This window comes from Stenotrophomonas sp. YJH_SMC_94-11 (assembly GCF_059370435.1).
The window spans coordinates 236227-258580 of sequence record NZ_JCAFTR010000001.1 but is presented as its reverse complement, the minus strand read 5'-3'; the positions used below and the strand labels follow the sequence as shown (position 1 = coordinate 258580).

Annotated in this window: 22 protein-coding genes; 8 read left to right on the top strand and 14 right to left on the bottom strand. The window is 64.0% G+C overall.

The features are described 5' to 3' along the window. Positions 1–357 precede the first annotated feature (357 nt). The gene (locus AC5P74_RS01130; RefSeq protein WP_224328699.1) at positions 358–714 is read right to left on the bottom strand and encodes a hypothetical protein; all 357 of its coding nucleotides are present in this window, start codon (positions 712–714) and stop codon (positions 358–360) included. Positions 715–1310: 596 nt separating this feature from the next. Between AC5P74_RS01130 and AC5P74_RS01125 the strand changes: the two genes are divergently transcribed. The 3 genes from AC5P74_RS01125 (at position 1311) to AC5P74_RS01115 (ending at position 4073) form a co-directional block, all read left to right on the top strand. After that, positions 1311–1946, top strand: coding sequence for a hypothetical protein (locus tag AC5P74_RS01125; RefSeq protein ID WP_495204757.1), 636 nt, complete (start codon positions 1311–1313; stop codon positions 1944–1946). Between the two features lie 1236 nt (positions 1947–3182). After that, positions 3183–3539 (top strand): hypothetical protein, encoded by a 357-nt coding sequence (locus AC5P74_RS01120; RefSeq protein WP_088431349.1) that lies wholly within the window; start codon positions 3183–3185, stop codon positions 3537–3539. A gap of 45 nt (positions 3540–3584) precedes the next feature. Beyond that, positions 3585–4073: a cold-shock protein gene (locus AC5P74_RS01115; protein WP_495204756.1), complete on the top strand. Its 489-nt coding sequence runs from the start codon at positions 3585–3587 to the stop codon at positions 4071–4073. 60 nt (positions 4074–4133) lie between these two features. Here the strand turns inward: AC5P74_RS01115 and AC5P74_RS01110 are convergent, their stop codons facing one another. Next, positions 4134–5039 carry an Abi family protein gene (locus AC5P74_RS01110; RefSeq protein ID WP_206620761.1) on the bottom strand — a complete coding sequence of 302 codons (906 nt, stop codon included), beginning with the start codon at positions 5037–5039 and terminating at the stop codon, positions 4134–4136. Positions 5040–5485: 446 nt separating this feature from the next. Here AC5P74_RS01110 and AC5P74_RS01105 point away from each other — a divergent pair, with 446 nt between their 5' ends. Further along, positions 5486–6991, top strand: coding sequence for a YifB family Mg chelatase-like AAA ATPase (locus AC5P74_RS01105; RefSeq protein WP_495204755.1), 1506 nt, complete (start codon positions 5486–5488; stop codon positions 6989–6991). Positions 6992–6998: 7 nt separating this feature from the next. Here the strand turns inward: AC5P74_RS01105 and AC5P74_RS01100 are convergent, their stop codons facing one another. From AC5P74_RS01100 to AC5P74_RS01090, 3 genes are all read right to left on the bottom strand, one after another. Beyond that, entirely contained in the window at positions 6999–7295 is a 297-nt protein-coding gene (locus AC5P74_RS01100; protein ID WP_206620759.1) for a hypothetical protein, read from the bottom strand. Between the two features lie 24 nt (positions 7296–7319). Further along, a complete protein-coding gene (locus AC5P74_RS01095) occupies positions 7320–7709 on the bottom strand; it encodes a hypothetical protein (protein WP_206620758.1) in 390 nt (129 codons plus the stop codon). Between the two features lie 121 nt (positions 7710–7830). Beyond that, positions 7831–10149: a TonB-dependent receptor gene (locus tag AC5P74_RS01090; RefSeq protein ID WP_495204754.1), complete on the bottom strand. Its 2319-nt coding sequence runs from the start codon at positions 10147–10149 to the stop codon at positions 7831–7833. A 301-nt stretch (positions 10150–10450) separates the two neighbouring features. Between AC5P74_RS01090 and AC5P74_RS01085 the strand changes: the two genes are divergently transcribed. After that, positions 10451–10984 (top strand): hypothetical protein, encoded by a 534-nt coding sequence (locus AC5P74_RS01085; RefSeq protein WP_253134478.1) that lies wholly within the window; start codon positions 10451–10453, stop codon positions 10982–10984. A 15-nt stretch (positions 10985–10999) separates the two neighbouring features. Here AC5P74_RS01085 and yidA read toward each other — a convergent pair whose 3' ends face one another. Continuing rightward, positions 11000–11833, bottom strand: a complete 834-nt coding sequence (gene yidA / locus AC5P74_RS01080; protein WP_495204753.1) for a sugar-phosphatase — start codon at positions 11831–11833, stop codon at positions 11000–11002. A 149-nt stretch (positions 11834–11982) separates the two neighbouring features. Between yidA and AC5P74_RS01075 the strand changes: the two genes are divergently transcribed. Continuing rightward, complete coding sequence (locus AC5P74_RS01075) at positions 11983–12645, top strand: exopolysaccharide biosynthesis protein (protein WP_005420011.1); 663 nt, start codon at positions 11983–11985, stop codon at positions 12643–12645. An 88-nt stretch (positions 12646–12733) separates the two neighbouring features. Here the strand turns inward: AC5P74_RS01075 and AC5P74_RS01070 are convergent, their stop codons facing one another. The 3 genes from AC5P74_RS01070 to AC5P74_RS01060 all read right to left on the bottom strand — a co-directional run bounded on the left by AC5P74_RS01070 (position 12734) and on the right by AC5P74_RS01060 (position 14996). After that, positions 12734–14044, bottom strand: coding sequence for a PQQ-dependent sugar dehydrogenase (locus AC5P74_RS01070; RefSeq protein ID WP_346607408.1), 1311 nt, complete (start codon positions 14042–14044; stop codon positions 12734–12736). Beyond that, positions 14037–14477: a DUF2231 domain-containing protein gene (locus AC5P74_RS01065; RefSeq protein ID WP_041863928.1), complete on the bottom strand. Its 441-nt coding sequence runs from the start codon at positions 14475–14477 to the stop codon at positions 14037–14039. Before AC5P74_RS01065 ends, AC5P74_RS01070 begins: the two co-directional genes overlap by 8 nt. A 108-nt stretch (positions 14478–14585) precedes the next feature. After that, the gene (locus AC5P74_RS01060; RefSeq protein ID WP_329841908.1) at positions 14586–14996 is read right to left on the bottom strand and encodes a hypothetical protein; all 411 of its coding nucleotides are present in this window, start codon (positions 14994–14996) and stop codon (positions 14586–14588) included. Between the two features lie 251 nt (positions 14997–15247). Here AC5P74_RS01060 and AC5P74_RS01055 point away from each other — a divergent pair, with 251 nt between their 5' ends. Together AC5P74_RS01055 and AC5P74_RS01050 are read left to right on the top strand one after the other, a co-directional pair. Then, positions 15248–17014: a S8 family serine peptidase gene (locus AC5P74_RS01055; protein WP_346607409.1), complete on the top strand. Its 1767-nt coding sequence runs from the start codon at positions 15248–15250 to the stop codon at positions 17012–17014. Beyond that, complete coding sequence (locus AC5P74_RS01050) at positions 17014–17592, top strand: DNA breaking-rejoining protein (protein WP_188248070.1); 579 nt, start codon at positions 17014–17016, stop codon at positions 17590–17592. Before AC5P74_RS01055 ends, AC5P74_RS01050 begins: the two co-directional genes overlap by 1 nt. Positions 17593–17803: 211 nt before the next feature. On the opposite strand, the gene AC5P74_RS01045 is transcribed toward AC5P74_RS01050, so the two are convergent. The 5 genes from AC5P74_RS01045 to cyoA are packed head-to-tail and all read right to left on the bottom strand — an operon-like array spanning position 17804 to position 22349. Further along, positions 17804–18484, bottom strand: coding sequence for an SCO family protein (locus AC5P74_RS01045; protein WP_495204752.1), 681 nt, complete (start codon positions 18482–18484; stop codon positions 17804–17806). A gap of 11 nt (positions 18485–18495) precedes the next feature. Continuing rightward, a complete protein-coding gene (gene cyoD, locus AC5P74_RS01040; protein WP_005411473.1) occupies positions 18496–18828 on the bottom strand; it encodes a cytochrome o ubiquinol oxidase subunit IV in 333 nt (110 codons plus the stop codon). 1 nt (position 18829) lies between these two features. Beyond that, positions 18830–19465: a cytochrome o ubiquinol oxidase subunit III gene (gene cyoC / locus AC5P74_RS01035; protein ID WP_346607411.1), complete on the bottom strand. Its 636-nt coding sequence runs from the start codon at positions 19463–19465 to the stop codon at positions 18830–18832. Beyond that, positions 19462–21438 (bottom strand): cytochrome o ubiquinol oxidase subunit I, encoded by a 1977-nt coding sequence (cyoB, locus tag AC5P74_RS01030; RefSeq protein WP_346607412.1) that lies wholly within the window; start codon positions 21436–21438, stop codon positions 19462–19464. The genes cyoC and cyoB overlap by 4 nt, the downstream gene beginning before the upstream one ends. A gap of 5 nt (positions 21439–21443) precedes the next feature. Then, positions 21444–22349 (bottom strand): ubiquinol oxidase subunit II, encoded by a 906-nt coding sequence (gene cyoA / locus AC5P74_RS01025; RefSeq protein WP_005420037.1) that lies wholly within the window; start codon positions 22347–22349, stop codon positions 21444–21446. Between the last annotated feature and the right edge of the window lie 5 nt (positions 22350–22354).

The window sequence follows — 22354 nt, the reverse complement described above, 5'->3', positions numbered from 1 at the left end:
CGCAGCGTTCCTAGCAACCAAGCAGCAAGTGCTCGCCAAAGTAATCGCGTGAAAAGCCCCGCGATATCGGCATCCAGATCAACCCCTACAGTGCACAGACCAGCCTAGGATCCGTATTTCATCAAAGCCGAACAGCTTCGGTCTGGGCAGCCGAGGCTACAACCGCCTAACGCTTAGCAGCAGCGCCGCTGGTCGACTGGAGCCAGCCATCGCTGAAGTGGCAGGGTTCCTGATCAGTCAGAGGGCTGCAATATACTTGTCTTGACGAAGGCGTCTGTTTTCGGCCAGCAGCGGACCTTCAACGCCAGAGTTAAGGCGAGCTACGAAGCTGCGTCGGCTTGAATTAATTGTTAGCCATCAGTCGCGCTGCTCACGGCGGCTGGCAGGCATACGGGAGCCTGCCGTGCGCAACGTGGACTTGAAACCACGGTTGCCCCGAACTATTGGCTCACCGAATTTGGATATGACAACAAGGGTCTCCAAGAGAATATTCTTGTAGCCATTCTTGACCTCATACTCAAAAGACACGGTGTCAGATTTGTATGCCCACTGCTGTGACCCAAGACCTAGGAAGCTGTATCGCTCACCGTCGATGGTCAAGACATGAGAGTGGAGCGCGCCTGTGTTGCCGCCACGGCTGGGTGGCCGGTGCTCTTCCACGAGGAACAAGCCGTATTTCTCAAAGTGTTTGTTTTCAATCTTTCCGTGCGACATAAGCTGTTTCTGATGCCTGACTACCTAATAGCCGGACCCATGGGTCCGGCTATACGAATTATCCAGAAAGCACCGTATGGCGGGCTCCCCCCCCCTTGATACAGCTCGATCTTAAAGTGACTGGGTCCGGCTAACAAGCCAGCCTATAACCGGACCAAGCGCTGACGCAGTGCTGATGTCTGCTTCCGGCCAGCAGCAGACGTCGAGCTAAGACCGCAGAGCAGCGAGCGTCAGGTGGGGCGCGAGAATCCACGCCATCGGGAACTATGCGGCCGGCAATGCAGGCCGAATTCGCAACATACTGACGAACCCCGCCTTCCTCTGGGCACATCTGTCGATGTGCCCAGAGGCTGCTCCTCGAGCTGCCCCCCTCAGACGAACATTGCTAAGATGGTGGAGGGCCGGGGAGTTGCCTGACAACTTTATCTCAATTGACACAGGTAGGCTACGTGACCACCCTGATATGCTGGTGTGGCCTTGATTCCAGGGCTCCATCGTCACTCTATGTTGCAACCGACAGTCGATTTTCCTGGTCGTCAGTGGCCAGATGGGACAGCGGGAGGAAGCTTTCGGTTCGATCGCGCGATGCAGCAATCTTGGCGTTCGCGGGCAACGTAATCTTTGGGCAGAACCTATTAGTCGGCTTAGGTGATGACGCGCTCAATGACGCTCATCTTGAAGATCGTCTGCACGAGCTGTCTGGCAACTTTCCGATCGGATCGCTAGAGGGCACAACATTTGTTCTTGCTCGCCGGTTTAGCGAAGGCATGGAGCTGCAGTTTTCCGTTACTGCATACGAGTACGAAAAGGGAGTGTGGAACATCCGCAACCATCCGATACCAAATGAGCATTCAGATATTGTCTGCGCATATGGATCCGGCAAGTCCGTAGCGCTTGGCGAACTTAGGAAATGGGTGCGGCAGGATGTATCAGGTCGAACTAGCCGCAGTGTTTTCTCATCATTTTGCGACGCGCTGAGAAGCGGGAAAGATCCACAAACCGGCGGCGCACCTCAGTTGGCGGCCATATACCGAAAAGGTCCCGCGAGAGAGATAGGAATCATCTGGGATAACGAACTCCACATAGGCGGCCTCCCGCCACCTAAGGGCATGGATCTGACGGCAGTGGCGTGGCATAACGAGCTGTTTGAAGTATGCGATCCAAGCACGCGGTCACGGCAACTTAACGCACAGCCTCATGCCAAGCGAGCCAGCCCGGTACGCAGCACGTAGAAGGGGCGCCGCGTGCGTTCGCTCAGGTTGAGAGCGGCGTGTAAACCTGCTGACACCGGTGCTAAGGCTGGGAGGTCAGCTTCCAGCCAGGAGCGGACATCAATCGCAAGAGCCCCCCCCTATCGCGGAGCACCGGCGAGAGAGTACGCGCCCCGTCAAGCCGACTGGATACGCGATGCGCGGCACTCAAGCTCGCCCCCTGCCACTCCACCGCAAGATGATTACCGGTTAGCGGCCTCGGTCTCTGGAGCAGATCCATGCCGGAACCAGGCATCTGCTCCAGCGATTCGTCACTCCCGCCTTTCCGCCTGGAAATGGATAGACGAAACACCGGAAACCAGAGAATGACTGGACCAAGCATCCAGTTCTTCTGCAATTGAGCCACTCAAGAGCCATCCACGGCCCGTGGACTGAGCCGAAGCCAGGGCCAGAACCACGAATTCAGGTCACGAATGCGCGGCATGACTGGAGCAGGCACTCACCATGAAGCCTCCCTTGTGATATGACTCGGCGTGGAGATTGCTGACTCCAAGATCGGCTTGCTCAAAGATCCGCGCCGCGACCTTGAGAGCCGCCTGCTGCGATGTGCAATTGGTGAACAGGCGCCAGTACAACTCCATGCGTCCACAATCTGATTGAAGGCCCACTGGGCTCGGTTGTGTCATTTATAGCAGAAGGGTAAGCGACCATCCGCCTTCGCCCTGGCTGCAACCTCTATATTCCCCAACACGTCAAGAACGCTTGCGCGATCGATCGACCGCATCAAAACACGCGTTCCATTGCCTGTGCCATGAAGTACCGCTCGTCCAGTGCTGTCGCATTTGCCGCGCTTTGCATCTCTGACGGAAGGATCTGACGACTCCGTTCCAGAAGCGCCGTTCCGCCAAGCACGCCAAGGCTCTCGCCGCTTCCGGTGCTATGCGACAATGCCAAAAGCGTCTCGGGTTTTGGCGGCATTGACCCCTACCCGTTGGCATTCCGAACAACAGCAGGTAATCGTTACTACGCCACCGTGCATCGGTGGTCGGGACTCGAAAGCCCGTTTTGTTGGGAAGTAGTTTGCGCTTGCCAGCCGGCACCACCGCGCGTGGTGCCGGCTGGCAATCCGTCTGCCGGCTATGGCGGGCGGGGCGTGGGGGTCTTGTACCCGCCGGTTCCCAACATCCGGTTTTCGAGCCACGCTCTGCCCGCCACCTTTATCGGTGGCGGCGTCCGCCTGCATGCACGGAGCCCGCCATGACCACACCGCACTCCCCGCCCCCGCGCCCGATCCAGGAAGCGCCATCACCCGCGCCCGCGCTGGACCCCAACAGCCTCATCGCCATCCTGCACGCCATCGGCGCGGGCGCTTCGGCCGACGGCCAGCCCTGGCCCGAGCGGCACCATCTACGCAGCCGGCAGATGGCGTTGTCCGACGCCGACTGCGCGCTCACCGGCCAGCGCATCGTGCAGGAGATCCTGCTGGCGGCCGAGCGCACGCGCCAGAACGGCGAGCCGGAGCAGTACGTCGGCGACCGGGTGATGGAGGGACTGGTGATGGCCGATCTGGCGCTCACCGCCTTCATCCACGAGCGGATGCGACCCAAGGACTGAGCGCGCTTATGGCGCGGACCTTTCTGTCTGTGTGCGGGGTGACGAATGAAGATGCACGGCCTTGCCGCTGCGGCGGTGTGCAGCGCGGTGATCGGCGCGATGTGGGTGGAGTGGCCCGAGCCCGCGGGCGATCAGGTGTGGGCCTACCAGAAGCTGCAGCCGGCCGATTACCGCCTGCTGCACAGTGATGCACTCGGCTTCGTGAGCGCGAAGGCACTCGAGGGCTTTGAACTGCACGCGCGCCACGCCGGGGCGACGTCCTTCGAGATCCGGTGCAAGGGCGTGCTGGTGATGGACGTGGAGAACGCGCCCTCACGCGTGCTGATTCGCATGCCTGCCGATGCACGGTGGCGGGCGCCGGATATCGAACGCCTGCGCAGCAGCTTCGAGCGCTGGCTGGATCTGCACCAGAGCCAAGGGCGATTGCTGGTGGAAAGTGCGGGGCCTTCGTGGGTTGAGGCGCGGTTTGGGCGCTTCAATGGGCTGGTGCTTGATGAGCAGCGGTGTCTGTTTGGGGTGCTGGGCCGCCATTGACCGCCCCCCCAACCGGCCCATTCGCAACAAATGTCTGGAGAAAGCGGCGCCTCCTGGGACTTACCCGCGCCAAAGGCGATGGTCCTGCCACCCAGTCGCAGCCCCGATGCTTCTCGTTCGGACTTCGGTCGTCAGGCCAGCCGAGAGGTGGGTATCGACACGTTCACGCCAGTCCCTGAAATCAGCGGTCGTCGCTTCCAGAAGTCTGCGAAGCAGGAGCAACAGAAAGAAGCAACGATTCGGTGCGTATGGCGCCTCGCGCTCAGACCATCCTGCCGACCGTGGGCGAACTGCCGAAACACCGAGCTCCTTGTTCCATAACCTACTGTGGTGTGCAACGACGTTTCGCGCCACGCTGGTGACATGCAGCCAGTTTGCGAAGACTGGCGCGGCCAGCAGCATCTCACCCGCAACAGCCTTCTGTTCTCTGGAGTGCAGCGCTTTGTAGAAACGAGAAAGCGAGCCGAGCGACATGACTTCTGTCGCCATCCAGATCGGTACTCTGGGGAATGCGGGTGAGGCGTACTTGTCCTTGTAGTGCCGAATAAACGCCTCCCTGGAGCGCGTCACTTCACTTCCGACGCCGCCGAGCCAATCCGCATACTCCTGCCCGGTGAATGCCAGATTGCGCGGCTCCAAGTGGCCGAAGGCGCCATAGGCATGGGCAAAGTGGTACGTGAGCACGGTCCGCGTTGCGACCTCGATATGGCCAACGGCCTCCATTACCAGGTCTCGAAGGGCCCTATCGAATTCATAGAGACTGACCGCTTCTTCGAATGTCGCTTGAGCTCGGAAGCTGTCGCTACCGGGCACACGTTGTGTGTAGAGATAGCCCATGAGGCGGTAGTAGCCAACACGCTGCAGATAGCGTTTGGCATTGGCGGCGTCGCCGATGGCCAGCCCGCGCTGCTGGAGGAGGTCCAACTGCTCCTGAATCGACAGGGGTGGTTTGCGGTAGTGAGTCATCCTGACTCCAATCAGCAGGCAAAAAAAAACCCGCCAATTTGAGCATGTCGCGAACTGGCGCGTCAGAGGCTTGGCGGGTGTGTTGGGTGAATTTTAGCGCCCCTTTTGCTCACCTTCAAGTAGATGTGTGTAGTTCCGGTGAAATGTAAATGCCTGTACGAAAAGCACTTCATAGGGAATTTTCTTGGATTTCCGCAGTCTCGCGGGCGCAGATCCAGTGAGGTGAAAGGCCGGCCCGGGCGAGCGGCAACGGCCTATTCCCCGGCGTTGTTCCACGTCATACCGGTTGAGTTCCGACACTCGATCGCGAACACCGGCCGCTACGAAGCGCGCGGGCGCACCCCAACGGTCTGCCGGAATCCCCCTAGCCGCTTCACCAGCAATTCCCGATAGCCCACGCGGAACGCCCGCCGCACCATCAAGCGCCCTTCCGCAGGAATCCACACATGAGCCTGGCGCTGGTCCACAGCCGTGCCCGCGCCGGGGTCGATGCCCCGCTGGTGCGGGTGGAAGTGCACCTCTCTGGCGGCCTGCCCGCCACCCAGATTGTCGGCCTGGCCGAGACCAGCGTGCGCGAATCCCGCGAGCGCGTGCGTGCCGCCCTGCTCTGTGCACGCTTCGACTTTCCGCAGCGGCGCATCACGTTGAATCTCGCGCCTGCCGATCTGCCCAAGGAAGGCGGTCGCTACGACCTGGCGATTGCCTTGGGCATTCTTGCGGCCAGTGGCCAGGTTGATCCGCAGTCGCTGCTGCAGTACGAGTTCCTGGGCGAGCTGGGGCTAACCGGTGAACTGCGGCCGGTGGCGGGTGCGCTGCCCGCCGCGATTGCGGCGGCAGACGCCGGGCGCATTCTGGTGGTGCCGCCAGGCAATGCCGCTGAGGCTGCTTTGGCCGAGCATGCCGATGTGCGGGTAGCGCGTACGTTGCTGGAGTGCTGTGCCGGGCTGAGCAATCCGCGCCTGCTGCCACCCGTGGAGCGCGTGGACACGACGCCGTTGCCCCTGCCCGATCTGGCCGACGTGCGCGGGCAGGCGCATGCACGGCGCGCGTTGGAAGTGGCGGCCGCTGGTGGGCACCATCTGTTGTTGATCGGCAGCCCTGGCTGCGGCAAGACGCTGTTGGCCTCGCGCCTGCCCAGCCTGTTGCCGGATACCGAGGAAGCCGAGGCGTTGCAGCTGGCCGCGATTGCCTCGGTGAGTGGCGAAGGGCTGGACCCAAGACGATGGCGGCAGCGGCCCTTCCGGGCACCGCACCACAGTGCGAGCGCGGCGGCGCTGGTGGGTGGCGGCAATCCGCCCTGCCCTGGCGAAATCTCGCTGGCCCATCACGGTGTCCTTTTCCTCGATGAGCTTCCCGAGTGGAATCGAAGTGCGTTGGAAACCCTGCGCGAGCCGCTGGAGTCCGGCCACATCCGCATCGCCCGCGCGGCACGCAGCGTGCAGTATCCGGCGCGATTCCAGCTGGTGGCGGCGATGAATCCCTGCCCCTGCGGCTGGGCCGGTGACCGCAGCAATCGCTGCCTGTGCAGTGATGAGCGCATCAACCGCTACCGCGCGCGCGTGTCCGGCCCGCTGCTGGACCGCATCGACCTGCATATCAGCGTGACGCGCATGGATGCCGTGGAGCTGCGGGAGAGCACGCCACTGGGTGAGCCCAGTGCTGCGGTGCGTGCACGGGTGGAAGCCGCCCATGCCCGGCAGCAGGCGCGCGGCGGCCTCAATGCGCATCTGCCGCCAGCGGCGCTGCGAGCCTGTACCCGACTCAGCGAGGCAGATCAGGACATGCTGGAACAGGCCATCGAGCGTCTGCAGCTTTCCGCACGTGCGATGCACCGGATTCTGCGGGTGGCGCGCACGATTGCGGATCTGGCGGGTTGTGAAACGATCCAGACGGCGCATCTGGCTGAGGCGATTGGCTATCGGCAGTTGGATCGGGGAAAACCGGGGGTATGACGAAAGATCACGTCAGGATGAAGGAGGCGCGCCGCGTCTCATCAAACTGCAGGCTATTCACTGGAAGGACGCCAATGTCGGGCAGTAGCCCACGAGTGTGATGCTCCCATACCTCCGAAGGCCCCGCGATGTCAGCACCCACGGCGTGAATGCGATACACCGGCGCGTAGTCATCCCGTTCGTCCTCGAACGGACAGTCGAGCACCCAGCGCTTTGATGCGCTATCGGCTACCAGCATCATCCGCGGCAGGTCATGGAATCCGCGATACGCCAGGATGCGGTACTGCCCCGAAAGAAGGGTCATCGGAACTCTCAGCAGATTTGCGGTTCAGCGGCCGCGTCCGAACAGTACACCCCGCCTCGCCAGCGACGCCACCCGACGGCTGACCAGCGCGTGCAGCTCCGCCAGCTCCGACGCCCGGCCAGCCGTCATGTTGTCGCCGAACAACACCCGCGACAACGCCGCCTCGTCGCTGTCGTCCGGGTGCTGCCAACGGTCGCGATACACCTTCTGGCACACCAGCCACGCTTGAGGCAGCCCACCGCCGGGTAGCGGGCGGACCACACGTTCGTAGACCTGCCAGAACTGGTATTCGGCCCGCAGGTCGATTGCAGGCGCCACGGACAGCGCCTGCCGGGGCCGTCCTGGGCCCCGGATGCCGAACAGCGGGGTTAGCGGGTTGTACTGAGCCATGCCGACAGCATGACCCAGCAACATTGTGGGAACCTTGCGTCGCCGCCAGAAAATCCCTGTTGATTGCGCAAGGCGGGCTTCCGGGTGGGTTTTGGGGTCAGATCCCTTTGCCGTGCAAAGGGATCTGACCCCGGCCTTCGTTGCCTCAGAACGCCATCGAGGTACTGAACATCAGCTGCCGTGGCGCGCTGCGCTGCAGGGTCTGGTAATCCCCCGAGAACGACGAGCCGGCGATGGTGGCGGTGCCGATGTTGTGGCGGTTGAACAGGTTGCTCACGTCCAGCCGCAGCTCCAGGCCGGGCACGGCGCTGTCCGCACCGAAGCGGTAAGCGGCGTAGGTGTTGACCTGCCAGAAGGTCGGCACGCGGATGTCGTTCTCGTAGGTGAAGGGCTGGCGCAGGTAGGAGGTGCTGGTGGCACCAAAGCGCCAGTCACCGAAGTGGGCGGACAGGTCGCTGACCAGCGAGATCTGCGGGTAGCCCGGCTGGGCGTTGCCCTTGATCGGGTACACCGTGTCACCCACCACGAAATCGCTGTCATAGTACGAACGGGCCACGGCCACGCCCTGGTAGAACTGCAGGTGGTCGGTCAGGTCGGCGGTGATGCCGAGGTCGGCACCGATCACGTGCATCTTCGGCATCAACCGCACGGTGTTGATCTGTGCGAACTGGGTGCCGATGGCAGCCGACAGCAGGCGGTTGCGGATGTCGTTGTAGAACACATCGCCGGTGATCGTCAGCCGGTCGAAGCGGTGCGATGCGCCCACGGTAAGGTTCCAGTTCTTTTCCGGACGCAGGGTACCCGCCACGCGGTCGAACTCTTCCTGGTCGGTGATGGTCCACGCCGAGGCGGTGTAACCGATGTTGCCGCGCTGGGCCACGCGATAGCCGTTCATGGTATTGGCCAGGTCGATGAAGGCATCGGTGGATTCGGTCGGGCTCCAGAACAGCGAGACATGCGGCAGGAAGTTGCTCTTCGCGCGCAGCGTGCCGTTCACCGGCCGGTCCTTGGCATCGCCGAGGCCGCCGCCGCGGGTGCGGAAGTCCACGGCCTTGAAACCAACGCCCAGCTTCAGCGTGTCGTTCAACACGATGTCGTCCTGCAGGTAGAACTGGCGCGAGCGGGTCACCCAGCTCGATGCGTTGTCGGTCTTGAACGCGGGACCGTACACATCGAACGGACCGGTGGCCTTCAGCGGCGGGCCCTCGCCCAGCAGTGGCTGCTGGTACCACTCGGTCTTGGCGGCGGCCTTGCTCTTCTCCTGCCAGAAGCCGGCCGTGAAAGTGTGCGCGCCGGTCTCGAACTGCAGGTTGACCATGCCGCCCAGCCGGTTGAGGCGTGGCGTCTGTACCTGTTCGGAGAACGGCGCACCGTTGGGCGATGGCACGGTCGGGTCGGTCAGCGTGGCCTGGGTGTGGCTGTTGGCGTTGTACAGCTGCACGTTGCCACTCAGCGCCGGGGTGATCTGGAAGCGATGGTTGATCGATGACACGCGGTCGCGGGTGATCTGGCCGGTGTCGTACGGAATCAGTTCGGACAGCTCGCCGCAGGTGTAGGCGCCGCAGGACTTGTCTGCATTCTCCGGCGAGGCCACGTACCACGCCCACGCATAATCGGGATAGAAGATGTCGGCCTTCCAGCCCAGTTTGCGGATCATGTCGAAGGAGATGTTGTTGTAGCCCCAGACCTTGGCCTTGCTGTCGGACAGGAACACGGTGACATCGCCCCAGGCGACGTCCTGCTGCAGCTTCAGGTCGCCGCGCAGGAAGTTCTGCGTGCCCTCGCCCTGATACTTGTCGGCCGATACACGCTGCAGGTCGACCAGCACTTTCGGGCCGTGCTCGCCGAGCTGGCCGGTCTGCCCGGATACGGTGGTGACCAACGTGCTGTTGCTGCCCACGCCCTGCTTCACGCGCAGGCTGGGCGTGTCCTGCAGGTCGCGCAGGCGGTACTCCAGGCTGCCGCCGTTGACGCTGCTGGAGAACACGCCGACCGGTGCGCCACCGGGGCTGACCGTGATCGCACCGATGCCATCGGGCACGCCCACGTTCACCACGCTGGTGCCGGTAAGCGAGAGGAAGCCGTTGTCGTTCAGCGGCACGCCTTCGAAGGTGATGCCCATTTCATTCATGCGGAAGCCGCGCACGAACAGGCTGGTGGCCGAGATATCCAGGCCCAGCCCATCGGTGGCGGTGTAGCTGGCGCCCGGTACCTGCTTCAGCATGGCCAGGCCGTTGTTGCCGGTGACCATCGCGTCGAGGTCTTCGGCCTTGATGATGTAGCGGTTGGGACCAACCACCTGGGTCGGTGCCACGGCCGCACCGCGCGGTGTGGCGATGACCTGCAGGGCGTTGAGCGTGGTGGGCGTGTCGTGCGCGGCGTCGTGCGTTTCTGCGGCGTACGCAGGTGCGGTGATGGCCGCGATGATGGCTAGGGCGAGGCGCGTCGTGGGTGGGGCGTTCATAGCAGCAGATCCAGGGTGCAGGGAGAGAGCGGCGCAGGCGCACGCCCAGCGCGACGCAGCACCGGTATGCGGCGCCCTGGCTGGCGATGCGATTGCGTTGAGGGAGCGACGGCGCGGTGCGCGCCGGTCAGCAGACGAAGACGCTCATCTGCTGTGGGATTCGGTGGGGTGATTTCGACGTGCGGAATTCTTGCATCGCATTGCCGCATTCGCTATTGCACGGTGGTACAGCGCGGCTATACGCAGGTATCGTCCTGTCCGGTATCTTCAGATACCCGATTCCAGATTGGCAGGAGCCTTGATGATCCGCTGGACCACCTGGAAAGTAACAGCCACCGTTGGCATGATGTTGCTTTCGTGCATGGAAACTGCGCTATCGCACGACAGAGTTGAAGTGCGTTCCCCACAGCGTCTGGATGCCCTGATCGACGCGCTCGTCACCACGCCGTCGCCGATCAGCCCGGCCCAGTTGCATGAGCTGGGCATCATCGCGCCGTTTTCATTTGAGAAGGATGCAGGACCGCGCATCTACCGGTCACAGCCGATGCTGACCGCCGATGGCTTTGCCATCGATAACGTGGAGTATCGCGTTATACGCGGCGAGGACGATGAAATCCGCCTTCTGTTCGTCACGTTCGTGGATACGCCATGCTTCCCACTGGAGCGGTTGGCTAAGCGTTACACCCTGCAGCCATTCATCTATCCACCCAGCCATGGTGCGCCTTTGATCGCGCGGAACCGCGAGCAGCACCATTCGCTCACCGTAGGAGCGCAGGAGATCATCGTCCGCAGCCAGCGCGATGCTCCGCACTGCGTGCTGGGCCTGAGGCGCTGAGCGCCGCTTGGCACCTCAACGCAATACGTAGGCCTCAATGGCGCGCGCCACGCCTTCATCGGCATTGCTGGTGGTCTCAAACCGCGCCACCGCCTTCACCGCGTCGATGGCATTGCCCATCGCCACGCTGGTGCCAGCGTACTGCAGCATGGTCAGGTCGTTCTCCTGGTCACCGATGGCCATCACATTGGCGCGGTCGATGCCCAGGTGCTCGGCCAGCTTCTGCAGGCTCGGGCCCTTGCCGGCGCGGTGGTCGAACACTTCCAGGAAGAACGGCGCGCTCTTCAGTACCGCGAAGCGCTCGGTCAGGTCGGTGGGCAGGCGCGCGATGGCGGCATCCAGCACGTCGGGTTCGTCGATCATCATCAGCTTGATGAAGGACATGGACGGGTCCATGTCGACCACGCGGCGATACGACAGCGGCATCCGCGAAAGATGCGAGTCGGCCACGGTGTAGTAGCTGATGTCCTGGTTGGGCGTGTACATGCGCTGGCTGTCCAGCGCCTGGAAGTGCACGCCCAGGTCGCGGGCGACCTGCTCGCAGAACAGGAAGTCGTCGAAGCTGAGCGGATACTCGACCACGGTTTCGCGCGTACCGATGCGCTGCACCAGGCCGCCATTGCAGGCGATGCAGTAGTCGTCGTTGCCGGTGATGCCGAGCTCGTGCAGGTACGGCGCCAGGCCCGGAACCGGGCGGCCACTGGTCAGCACGATGTGCACGCCCAGCGCCCGCGCCTGCGCGATGGCCTTCCTGGCGCGGGAGGTGAGCTGGTGCGACGGGTCCAGCAGCGTGCCATCCATGTCGATGGCGACCAGTTCGATGGTCGATTGCCGGCGGCCCATGTCCATTGCGTTCAACTCGTGCGGGGCACGCCAGTTTACCCCCTCATGCCCGGTTCACCTCTTTGCCCACGTTGGCCGGGATACTGCGGGAGCCTGTGCGTCCCCCACCGCGGGACGGCCCGTTGACCGCCCTTCCCTGGAGAACCTTGCGACGCATGACCTACCGTGCCCCTGAAACCAATGACAGCGCGCCCCTGGCCCAGCAGATCGAGCAGATGATCGACGAACTGCCCGGCGACCAGGTGAGCGTCGGCACGCTGCTCAGCGCGCTGGGCGATGAGGGCCTGCTGCTGATCGTGATCCTGCTCTCGGCCATCTTCATCATTCCGGTGTCGATTCCCGGGCTGAGTACGGTGTTTGGCGCCTCGATCCTGCTGATCGGCCTGAGCCGGGTGCGCAACCGCCCGCTGTGGGTGCCACAGAAGCTGGCCCGCCGCGAGATCGCCACCGACAAGCTGAAGACCAACCTCGGCCGTGCGCTGAAATGGGTGCACCGCATGGAGCGGCTGTCGCGGCCGATGCGGCTGGCGGTGATGGTGCGCTCGAAGAAGATGATGCGCCTGAACAACCTGATGCTGGTGTTCGCGACCCTGCTGCTGATGGCGCCGGCCGGACCGATACCCTTCAGCAACACGCTGCCGGCGCTGGCGCTGATGTCCTTCGCCATCGGTTTCATCCAGCGCGATGGCGCGGCGGTGGCGGCCGGTTATGGCTTCGTGGTGGCCACAGTGGTGTATTTCGGCGTGCTGCTGGGCGGCGTGGGGTTTGCTGCCGAGTCGGTGTTCAGCGGGTTCCGCAGCGGTACTGCGGAACTGTAGAGCCGAGCCCATGCTCGGCTGCTCTTCGACCTGTACGCGGAAACCCCGCGCTGCGCGCGTAAGCCGAGCATGGCTCGGCTCTACAGAACTACTTGGCCGACACCCGCCACACCACGTCGCCCACGTCGTCGGCCACCAGCAGCGCGCCTTCGGCGTCCATGGCCATGCCCACCGGTGCACCCATCAGGGTCTTCTCGTCCTTCGAGGTGAAGCCGCTGACCACGGTCTGCGGGCGCCCGGTCGGCTTGCCGTCCTTGAACGGTACATACACCACTTCGTAGCCGCTCAGCGGTGAACGGTCCCAGCTGCCGTGCTCGCCGATGAAGGCACCGCCGTGATACTGCGTCGGCAGCGCCTGGCCGGTGTAGAACAGCAGCCCCAGCGGCGCCACGTGCGAGCCGATGGCGTAATCCGGCACGATTGCCTTGGCCACCAGGTCCGGCCGCTGCGGCTGCACGCGTTCGTCCACGTGCTGCCCGTAGTAGCTGTAGGGCCAGCCGTAGAAGCCATCTTCCTTCACCGAGGTGAGGTAGTCAGGCACCAGGTCGGCACCGATCTCATCGCGTTCGTTTGCTACCGCCCACAGCTTCCCGGTACTCGGCTCCCAGTCCAGCCCGGTCGGATTGCGGATGCCCGAGGCGTAGATGCGGCTGCCACGGGTGGCCACGTCCACTTCCAGCACCACCGCACGGCGGTATTCGACGGCCAGGCCGTTCTCGGTGATGTTGCTGTTGGAGCCCACGCCCACATACAGCTTGCGGCCATCACGGCTGGCCAGCAGTTCCTTGGTCCAGTGGTGGTTGATGGTGCTGGGCAGGTCGGTGAACTCGCGGCCCTTGTCCGACATGCGGGTTTCGCCGGGCACGTAGTGGTACTGCATGATGTTGCCGGTGTTGGCCACGTACAGCGTGTCGCCGATCAGCTGGATGCCGAACGGCGAATGCAGGCCCTCGATGTAGACATGCTGGGTCCACGTGTTCGTTCCCGGCGTGCGGCGCAGCAGGGTGACCCGGTTCCCGCCCTTGCCGGCCTTGCCCGAGCGCGCTTTGACCTTGCCGGCAATCCACTGCTTGGGCGTGGTGACCGGTTCTTCGCCGGGGCCGTTGCCTTCCACCACCAGTACATCGCCATTGGGCAGGGTCAGCAGGCGCCGCGGATGCTGCAGGTTGGCGGCGATGCGCTCGATCTTCAGGCCCTCGGCCACCGTGGGGGTCTGCCCATCAGCCCAGCCGACGCCCTTGGGCACCTGCATCGGCGGCATCAGGAAGTTGGCCGGCTTGGGCAGCGGCGGCTGCGGGCCCGACTGATCGGCGGGATGGTATTCAGCCTTGCCGGCGCAGGCCGACAGCATCACGGCCAGCGCCAGGGCGCCCACGGTGGGCAGGATGTGCTTAGCCATGACGACCTCCCTGCAGCACCGGCGGCTGCAGTGACAGCAGGATCAGGCCCAGGGCGATCAGGGCCACGGTCAACGCCGACAGGATCGTGCCCGGCACCGCAACGGCGTACGCATCGCGGCTGTGCACGAAGGCGTTCCAGATGGCCAGCACCACCGCGACCAGGTTGAGGAAGAAGTCGATGCGGTCGATGCGGGTGGCGGTACCGTTGCGGCGCCAGACCGCGAACAGGTTGATCAGGCGCGGCACGATGGCGATCAGCAGGCCGAAGGTGATCAGCCAGGCAGCGGCCTTGCCCCACATCACCTCGGCGCTGTTGAGATAGATCGCGTCGAAGATCAGTGCGCCGACGAAGAAGCCGAAAGGTATCGGGTTCAACAGGCTGAACAGTGTGGTGCCGAGGCCGCGATGGGCCTGGGCGAGCGGATTGACCATCATCATGCTCCGTGCGGAAGGGTGCACGGGCTGTAGTAGCACAGCCGGGTGTGAGGGGGCGCGATGATGCCCCGGCAGGACTGCCGCACCCGCCGGGCAGGCACCTCACTACGCGGGTTCGTCCTCGCGCACCTCGTGGAAGGGCAGCATCGTCTCGAAGCCGAATTCGTGTTCCATGCTGGTGCGGACCAGGCCGCCGATCGCGTAGTAGCTGGTGTTGGCGTGTACATCGATGCCACAGGGACCATCCTCAGCCAGCAGGTGCAGTGTCTGCGCCCTACGCATCTTCACTCTTTCCTCCTGCAGCAGCGCGCGTCGGTGCCGCTTCATCAGCAAGCGCAACTGTTTGATCGTGGTGATATTGAATGTGGCGAGCGCCGGCAGCAGCTCGGCGATATCCGCATCGGTCCAGTAATCATGGCGACGGTGGTACATCGACAGCACCACCTTGCGGATGACGGCAACCGAGAGCGGGGTCTGGTCCACGCGCGCACGGGCACGCTGGCGTGCGTTCTTCATGTGTGACTTCACCTGCATGCGATTACCCCCGTTTCCCGTACCTCGAAGCAAGCGAGCGATGATGGCGTGAAGGCATTCGAGTGCCCCGTCATAACTTGGCGTACTAAGTGTTTGTGACGCAATTGGCACATTCGCACATTGCGGGCGTGAAGAGGTAGGGGGTTCTTCGTTGTGTCGCGTTTGGCTCGTTGCGATGGGGCAGTTCCGCCCCGCCGTCCTGCCATGCCGATTCACAACAGAAGGATTCGTGTATGAAGCGACACACGCAACGCTCCGCGCCACCGCGCTCTGCGCGCCTGGCTCTCGCCACTGCCTTGGCACTGGGCAGCCTGGCCGTCACTGCCCAGGCCCAACAGGCCGATCCACTGGCGGGAATCCAGTGGCACCTGCTCAACACCGGGCAGACGGTCCCGGCTGACACGCTGCCGGTGGCCGGCAACGATCTGAACGTGGATGGCCTGTTCCGCAATGGCATCCGCGGCCAGGGCGTCACCATCGCCATCGTCGATGATGGCCTGCAGATCGCGCATCCGGACCTGGCGGCCAACGTGGCCGCGGTGGCCGGTAAGAACTTCACCAATGGCTCGAACAACCCCACCCCGACCAACCCGGATGTCGACAACCACGGCACCATGGTCGGTGGCATCGCCGGCGCGGTGGGCGCCAACAACCTGGGCGTGCGCGGTGTGGCCCCGGCGGCGACGTTGAAGGGCTTCAACCCGATTTCGCGCTCGGCCCTGGGCAACCAGCAGAGCAACATCGAGTACGCCTGGTGGGACGGCGCGGAATCGGCCGACGTGCAGGTGTTCAACAACAGCTGGGGCGCCGGCCCGGGCAATCCGAACCTGCCGCTGGCGTACAGCGAAAACACGATTCGTTCGTACGAGCAGGCACTGTCGGGCACGCGCGGTGGCCGCGGCGGCATCTACGTGAAGTCGGCCGGCAACAACTTCAACAATGCCTCGATCAGCCAGACCCAGGATGTCTGCACCACCGACACCAAGAACCGCAACACCGGCTGCGTGCCGGCCGGCCGCGATCCGCGCAACAACCTGTTCAACGTGATCACCGTGGGCGCGGTGCGCGCCGATGGCGTGCGCTCATCGTACTCCTCCACCGGCTCGGCCCTGTGGGTGTCGGCCTTTGGCGGTGAGTACGGCCTGCAGGCGCAGTACGCGCCCGGCCTGGTGGCACGCGCGTACGACCCGGCGATCGTCACCACCGACGTGACCGGATGCACCCAGGGCAGCAACAAGAACACCAACCGCCAGAACACACTGGACAGCAACCTGTCGGCCATCGACAGCACCTGCAACTACACCGCCAAGATGAACGGCACCTCGGCATCGGCGCCGATGGTATCGGGCGTGGCGGCACTGGTGCTGGAAGCCAATCCGAACCTGTCCTATCGCGATGTGAAGTACATCCTGGCCACTACCGCCACCCGCAACCACCCGAACCAGCCGGCGGTGACGCTGGCCGACGGGCGCACGCTGGTGCCGGGCTGGACGGTGAATGCCGCCGGCCGTGCCTACAGCAACTGGTATGGCTTCGGCGTGGTCAACGCTGCACGTGCAGTGCAGGTGGCCGAGAACTTCCAGTCGCTCGGTGCGCTGGTCGACAGCGGCTGGCGCAGCACCACGCGTACCGTGGCCATCGGCAACACCTCGGCCGCCGCCGCACGCCTGACCTTCCAGTTGGCCAACGGCGCGCGCAACATCGAAAGCGTGCAGCTGGGCTTCCGGGTCAACCACCGCAACACGCGCCAGCTGCAGTTCGTGCTGGTGTCGCCCAGCGGCACGCGCAGCGTGGTGCAACCGGCATTCACTGCGATCGGCTCGGGCACGGGTGGCGCGCAGAGCAATTTCACCAGCTGGGACCTGCTGTCCAGCAATGCCTTCCTGGATGAGAATGCCAGCGGCACCTGGACGCTGGAAGTGACCGACATGGGGCAGGCCGCGACCGCAGCTTCGCGCGGCAACCTCGAATTCTTCAAGATCCGCGTTCTGGGGCACTGATGATGAAGACCACCATTCTGTTGAGCACGCTCGCCCTCGCGGCGATGACCTCCCCTGCCTGGGCACAGAGCTCGGGGCAGACTCCTCCGGCCAGGACCCTGTCGACCGTGGATGCGCAGGAACTGAAGGCGTCCGCTACTGGCCGCGCGTTCGATGTGGGCGGCACGCGTTTCCAGCTGTCCCCCTCGGCCACGGTGAAGCAGGCCAGCGGCGGCCAGTTCACGATCACCCCGCAGGCGGCGGCGACCACCAGCTCGCGTACCAAGCGTTCGCTGGATGGCGCAACGGCGGCACCTGCTGATGCCGGTGCCGGCAAGTTCGCGGCGGCGGTCTCCCGTGACGGCGCGCCGGTGGTGGCGACGTCGCGGGTCAAGGTGTTCTTCACCGATGCAGCCTCGGCCCAGCGCGCAGCCGCCGCCACTGGCGGTACCGTGGTGAAGGTCTCCAAGGCTTCAGGCCAGGCCATCGTGGAGTACCCGTCGGTGAACGCGGCGCTGGATGCGACCACCAGGCTGCTGTCCACCGCCGGTATCCGCGCGACCGAGCCGGACGTGGTGCAGTGGGAAGAGACCAAGTAAGGCGTTGAGTGGTGCCCCTGGCCGGTTGGCTCTCCTGGCCGGCCGGGGGATTGGTCCTGCGAGGGGCGGCGAGCATGTAGAGCCGAGCCTATGCTCGGCTGCTGTCTGCTCGGTGCGCGCGTATCGCGTTGAGCCGAGCATGGGCTCGGCTCTACAGCTGTGCCAACCAAGGTTGGCACCTGCCGGGGGCAGTGGTCAGCACCCACCGGCGTCAGCGGGCGGCGAGTGTGCCGCTGTGCTTGAGGTGGCAGCTGGCCAGCGCGTCGTTGCCGGCGGCCGGTTGGCCGGGTTCGAGCAGCAGGCGCTGCACGTCGGAGAACAGCTTGTCCACCGGCATGCCGTAGGGTGCGAACAAGCGCAGGCGGCCCTGGCGGTCGAACACGTAGCCACCGGCGATGTGGCTCATGGTGTAGGTATCCGGTACCTGGCCGGGCTCCTTTTCGTAGAACGCCTTGAAGTCGCTGGCCATCGCCGCCAGCTGTGCTTCGTTGCCGACCAGCGCGATTGCCTTGGGATCGAAGGCTTCCACATAGGTGCGCGCAACCTCCGGCGTATCCCGCGCCGGGTCGACGCTGACGAACACCACCTGCAGCTGGTCGGCATCCCTGCCCATCAGGTGCTTCACCTGGCTCAGCTCGACCATGGTGGTCGGGCACACGTCCGGGCAGCTGGTGAAGCCGAAGAACAGATAGGTCACCTGGCCCTGCAGGTCCTTCGGGCCACGCACGGTGCCGTGGCTGTCGGGCATCGACCACTGCTGGCCCAGTTCTTCGCAGGCGATGTCCTTGGAATAGAAGTCCATGCGCGACTGCGCACTGCAGCCGGCCAGCAGGCAGAGCAGCAGGCCTGCGGCCAGCCGCAGGCCACGATGGGGGAACGCAATGCCTTTCACGGTTCGCAGGCTCAGTTGATCATCATGTGGTAGTGCATGCTCCAGATGATCCAGACCGACAGCGCGACGATGATGAACAGGATCACCAGGGTGAACACGAAGCTGGCCAGGTTCCAGCCGCCTTCGGACTTGCGGTCCATGTGCAGGAAATAGACCAGCTGCACCAGGATCTGTGCCACCGCGAAGCCGACCAGCAGGAACAGCGTGAGCGGCCGCGACAGCACCGGGTTCATCACCAGCGCGAACGGCACCACGGTCAGCAGCGCGCACAGCACGAAACCGATCAGGTAGGACTTGGTGGAGCCGTGCGCATTGCCGGCGCGCGAGGTTTCGACGTGGGCCATGTCAGAAGGCTCCGATCAGGTAGACGAAGGTGAAGACGCAGATCCACACCAGGTCCAGGAAGTGCCAGAACAGGCTCAGGCACGAAACGCGGGTGATGTTGGTCGGGGTCAGGCCACGGCGGTAGACCTGGTGCATGACCACCGCCATCCAGATCAGGCCGCTGGCGACGTGCAGGCCGTGGGTGGCGACCAGCGCAAAGAACGCCGACAGGTAGGCACTGGTGCTCGGGCCTGCGCCTTCGTGGATCAGGTGCGAGAACTCGTAGATTTCCATGCCGATGAACGAGGCACCGAGCACGAAGGTCACGCCCAGCCAGCGCAGCACCGCCGACGTATCGTGGCGATGCATCGCCAGCACGGCCTGGCCGTAGGTGATGCTGGACACCAGCAGCAGGAAGGTCTCGGCCATCACGAACGGCAACGAGAACAGCTCCTTGCCGGTAGGGCCGCCGGCGTAGGCGGTGCAGAGCACCGCGTACGAGGCGAACAGCGAACCGAACAGCACCAGGTCGGACATGAGGTAGACCCACATGCCGAACACCTTCATGCCGCCCTGCTCGTGGCTGTGGTCGTGCTCGTGGTGGTCCTCGTGCGCCTGCGTGTCGCTGGCCAGCTCGGGGCGGGTCAACAGGTTCATGCGCGCACCTCCTTCAGCTTGGCAAGGTTGGCCGCTTCGGTGCGCGCCACCTCTTCGGAACTGACGTAGTAGTCCACGTCCTCGTCGTAGGACCGCACGATCAGGGTGACGATCATCGCGATGAAGCTGGCCGCGGCCATCCACCAGATGTGCCAGACCAGGGCGAAGCACAGCACCAGGATCCAGATGTTGAGGATCAGCGGCACGCCGGTGTTCTTCGGCATGTGGATCGGTGCGTAATTCTTCGGCGGCGGCGGCAGGCCGCGCTTCTTCGCTTCATGGAAGGCGTCAAGCTCGTCGGCCTTGGGCACCACGGCGAAGTTGTAGAACGGCGGCGGCGACGGCGTGGCCCATTCCAGCGTGCGTGCGTTCCACGGGTCGCCGGTCAGGTCCAGGTTGCGCTTGCGGTCGCGCACGCTCACGTAGATCTGCACCAGCATCAGGATGATGCCCGCGAACACGAACAGCGCGCCGATGAAGGCGGCGATCAGGTACGGCGTCCACGCCGGGTTGTCGTACTGGTTCATGCGGCGGGTCATGCCCATGAAGCCCAGCATGTACAGCGGCATGAAGGCCAGGTAGAAGCCGATCACCCAGCACGCGAACGACCACTTGCCCAGGCGCTCGTTGAGGGTGAAGCCGAACACCTTCGGGAACCAGTACGCGAAGCCGGCCAGGTAGCCGAACAGCGCGCCACCGATGATGGTGTTGTGGAAGTGCGCGACCAGGAACAGGCTGTTGTGCAGCAGGAAGTCCGCGCCCGGGATGGCCAGCAGCACGCCGGTCATGCCACCAATGGTGAAGGTAACCAGGAAGGCGATGGTCCACAGCATCGGCACGCTGAACTCGACGCGGCCGCCGTACATGGTGAACAGCCAGGTGAAGATCTTCACGCCGGTGGGAATGGCGATGATCATCGTCATGATGCCGAAGAAGGCGTTGACGCTGGCACCGGAACCCATGGTGAAGAAGTGGTGCAACCAGACGATGAACGACAGGATGCCGATCGCCAGCGTTGCACCGACCATCGACTTGTAGCCGAACAGCTTCTTGCGCGCGAACGTGGCGGTGACTTCAGAGAAGATGCCGAACGCCGGCAGCACCAGGATGTACACCTCCGGGTGGCCCCAGGCCCACACCAGGTTCACGTACATCATCGGGTTGCCACCCAACGTGTTGGTGTAGAAGTTGAAGTCCAGGTAGCGGTCCAGGGTGAGCGCGCCCAGCGCCACGGTCAGGATCGGGAAGGCGGCGATGATGATCACGCTGGTGACCAGCACGGTCCAGGTGAACACCGGCATCTTCATCAGGGTCATGCCCGGCGCACGCATGCGCAGGATGGTGATGAACAGGTTGACGCCGGTCAGCAAGGTGCCGATGCCCGAAGCCTGCAATGCCCAGATGTAGTAGTCCACGCCCACGCCTGGACTGAACTCGATGCCCGACAGCGGCGGATAAGCCACCCAGCCGGTCATGGCGAATTCGCCAACGCCCAGCGAGATCATCATCAGCGCTGCGCCGACCACGAAGATCCAGAAGCTGAAGGCGTTGAGGAACGGGAACGCCATGTCGCGAGCGCCGATCTGCAACGGCACGATGATGTTCATCAGGCCGACCACGAACGGGGTGGCCACGAAGAAGATCATGATCACGCCGTGCGCGGTGAAGATCTGGTCGTAGTGCTCCGGTGGCAGGAAGCCATCACTGCCCGGCCCGGCCGCCGCCAGCTGCGCGCGCATCATCAGCGCATCGGCGAAGCCACGCACCAGCATGACCAGCGCCACCACCACGTACATGATGCCGATCTTCTTGTGGTCCACGGTGGTGAACCAGTCACGCCACAACGGGCCCCACAGCTTGAAGTACGTCACCGCGCCAAGCAGCGCGAGGCCACCCAGCACCATGGCCACCAATGTGACCACGACGATCGGCTCGTGCAGCGGCACGGCCTCCCACGTCAATTTACCCAACATGTTCGTTACTCCTGGGAAACCTGGGCACCGCCGGCAGCGCCCGCCGGGGTAGCCGCAGCGGTGTTCTCACCGACGCCGATGAACTGGTCGATGACCTTCTTGAACAGCAGCGGTTCAACACTGGAGAAGTGCTGCACCGGTGCGTTCTTCGACGGCGCGGCCAGCGCCTTGAACTGCGCGAAGCTGAGCGCGTCCGGCGCGCTGCGCACCTCGGCCACCCAGCGCTCGAAGTCTTCGTTGCTGCTGGCGGTGGCAATGAACTTCATGTTCGAGAAGCCATGCCCGCTGTAGTTGCCGGACATGCCACGGAACTGGCCAGGCTCGTTGGCGATCAGGTGCAGCTGCGTGCGCATGCCCGCCATCGCGTAGATCTGCCCGCCCAGCTGCGGGATGAAGAAGGTATTCATCGTCGAGTTGGAGGTGATGTTGAACGCCAGCGGGCGGTTGGCCGGGAAGTTGAGCTGGTTGACCGTGGCGATGCCCAGGTCCGGGTACACGAACACCCACTTCCAGTCGGTGGCGATCACGTCCACGTGCAGCGGTTCACCGGCCACGTCCAGCGGCTTGTACGGGTCCAGCTCGTGGGTCGACTTCCACACGATCACTGCCAGGCCGGCAATGATCAGCAGCGGCACGCCCCAGACCACGATTTCCACCTTGGTGGAGTGCGACCAGTCCGGCGTGTATTTCGCTTGGGTGTTGCCGGCGCGGAAGCGCCAGGCGAATACGAAGGTCAGCACAATGGCCGGTATCACCACGATCAGCATCAGGCCGATGCAGATCAGGATCAGGTCGCGCTGGGCGAGCCCGACCATGCCCTTCGAATCCAGCAGCACCCAGTCACAGCCCGACAGGCCGACACAGGCCAGGGCGACCAGCGCCAGGCGGATGCGGTTCCAGCAGATATTCATTGGAG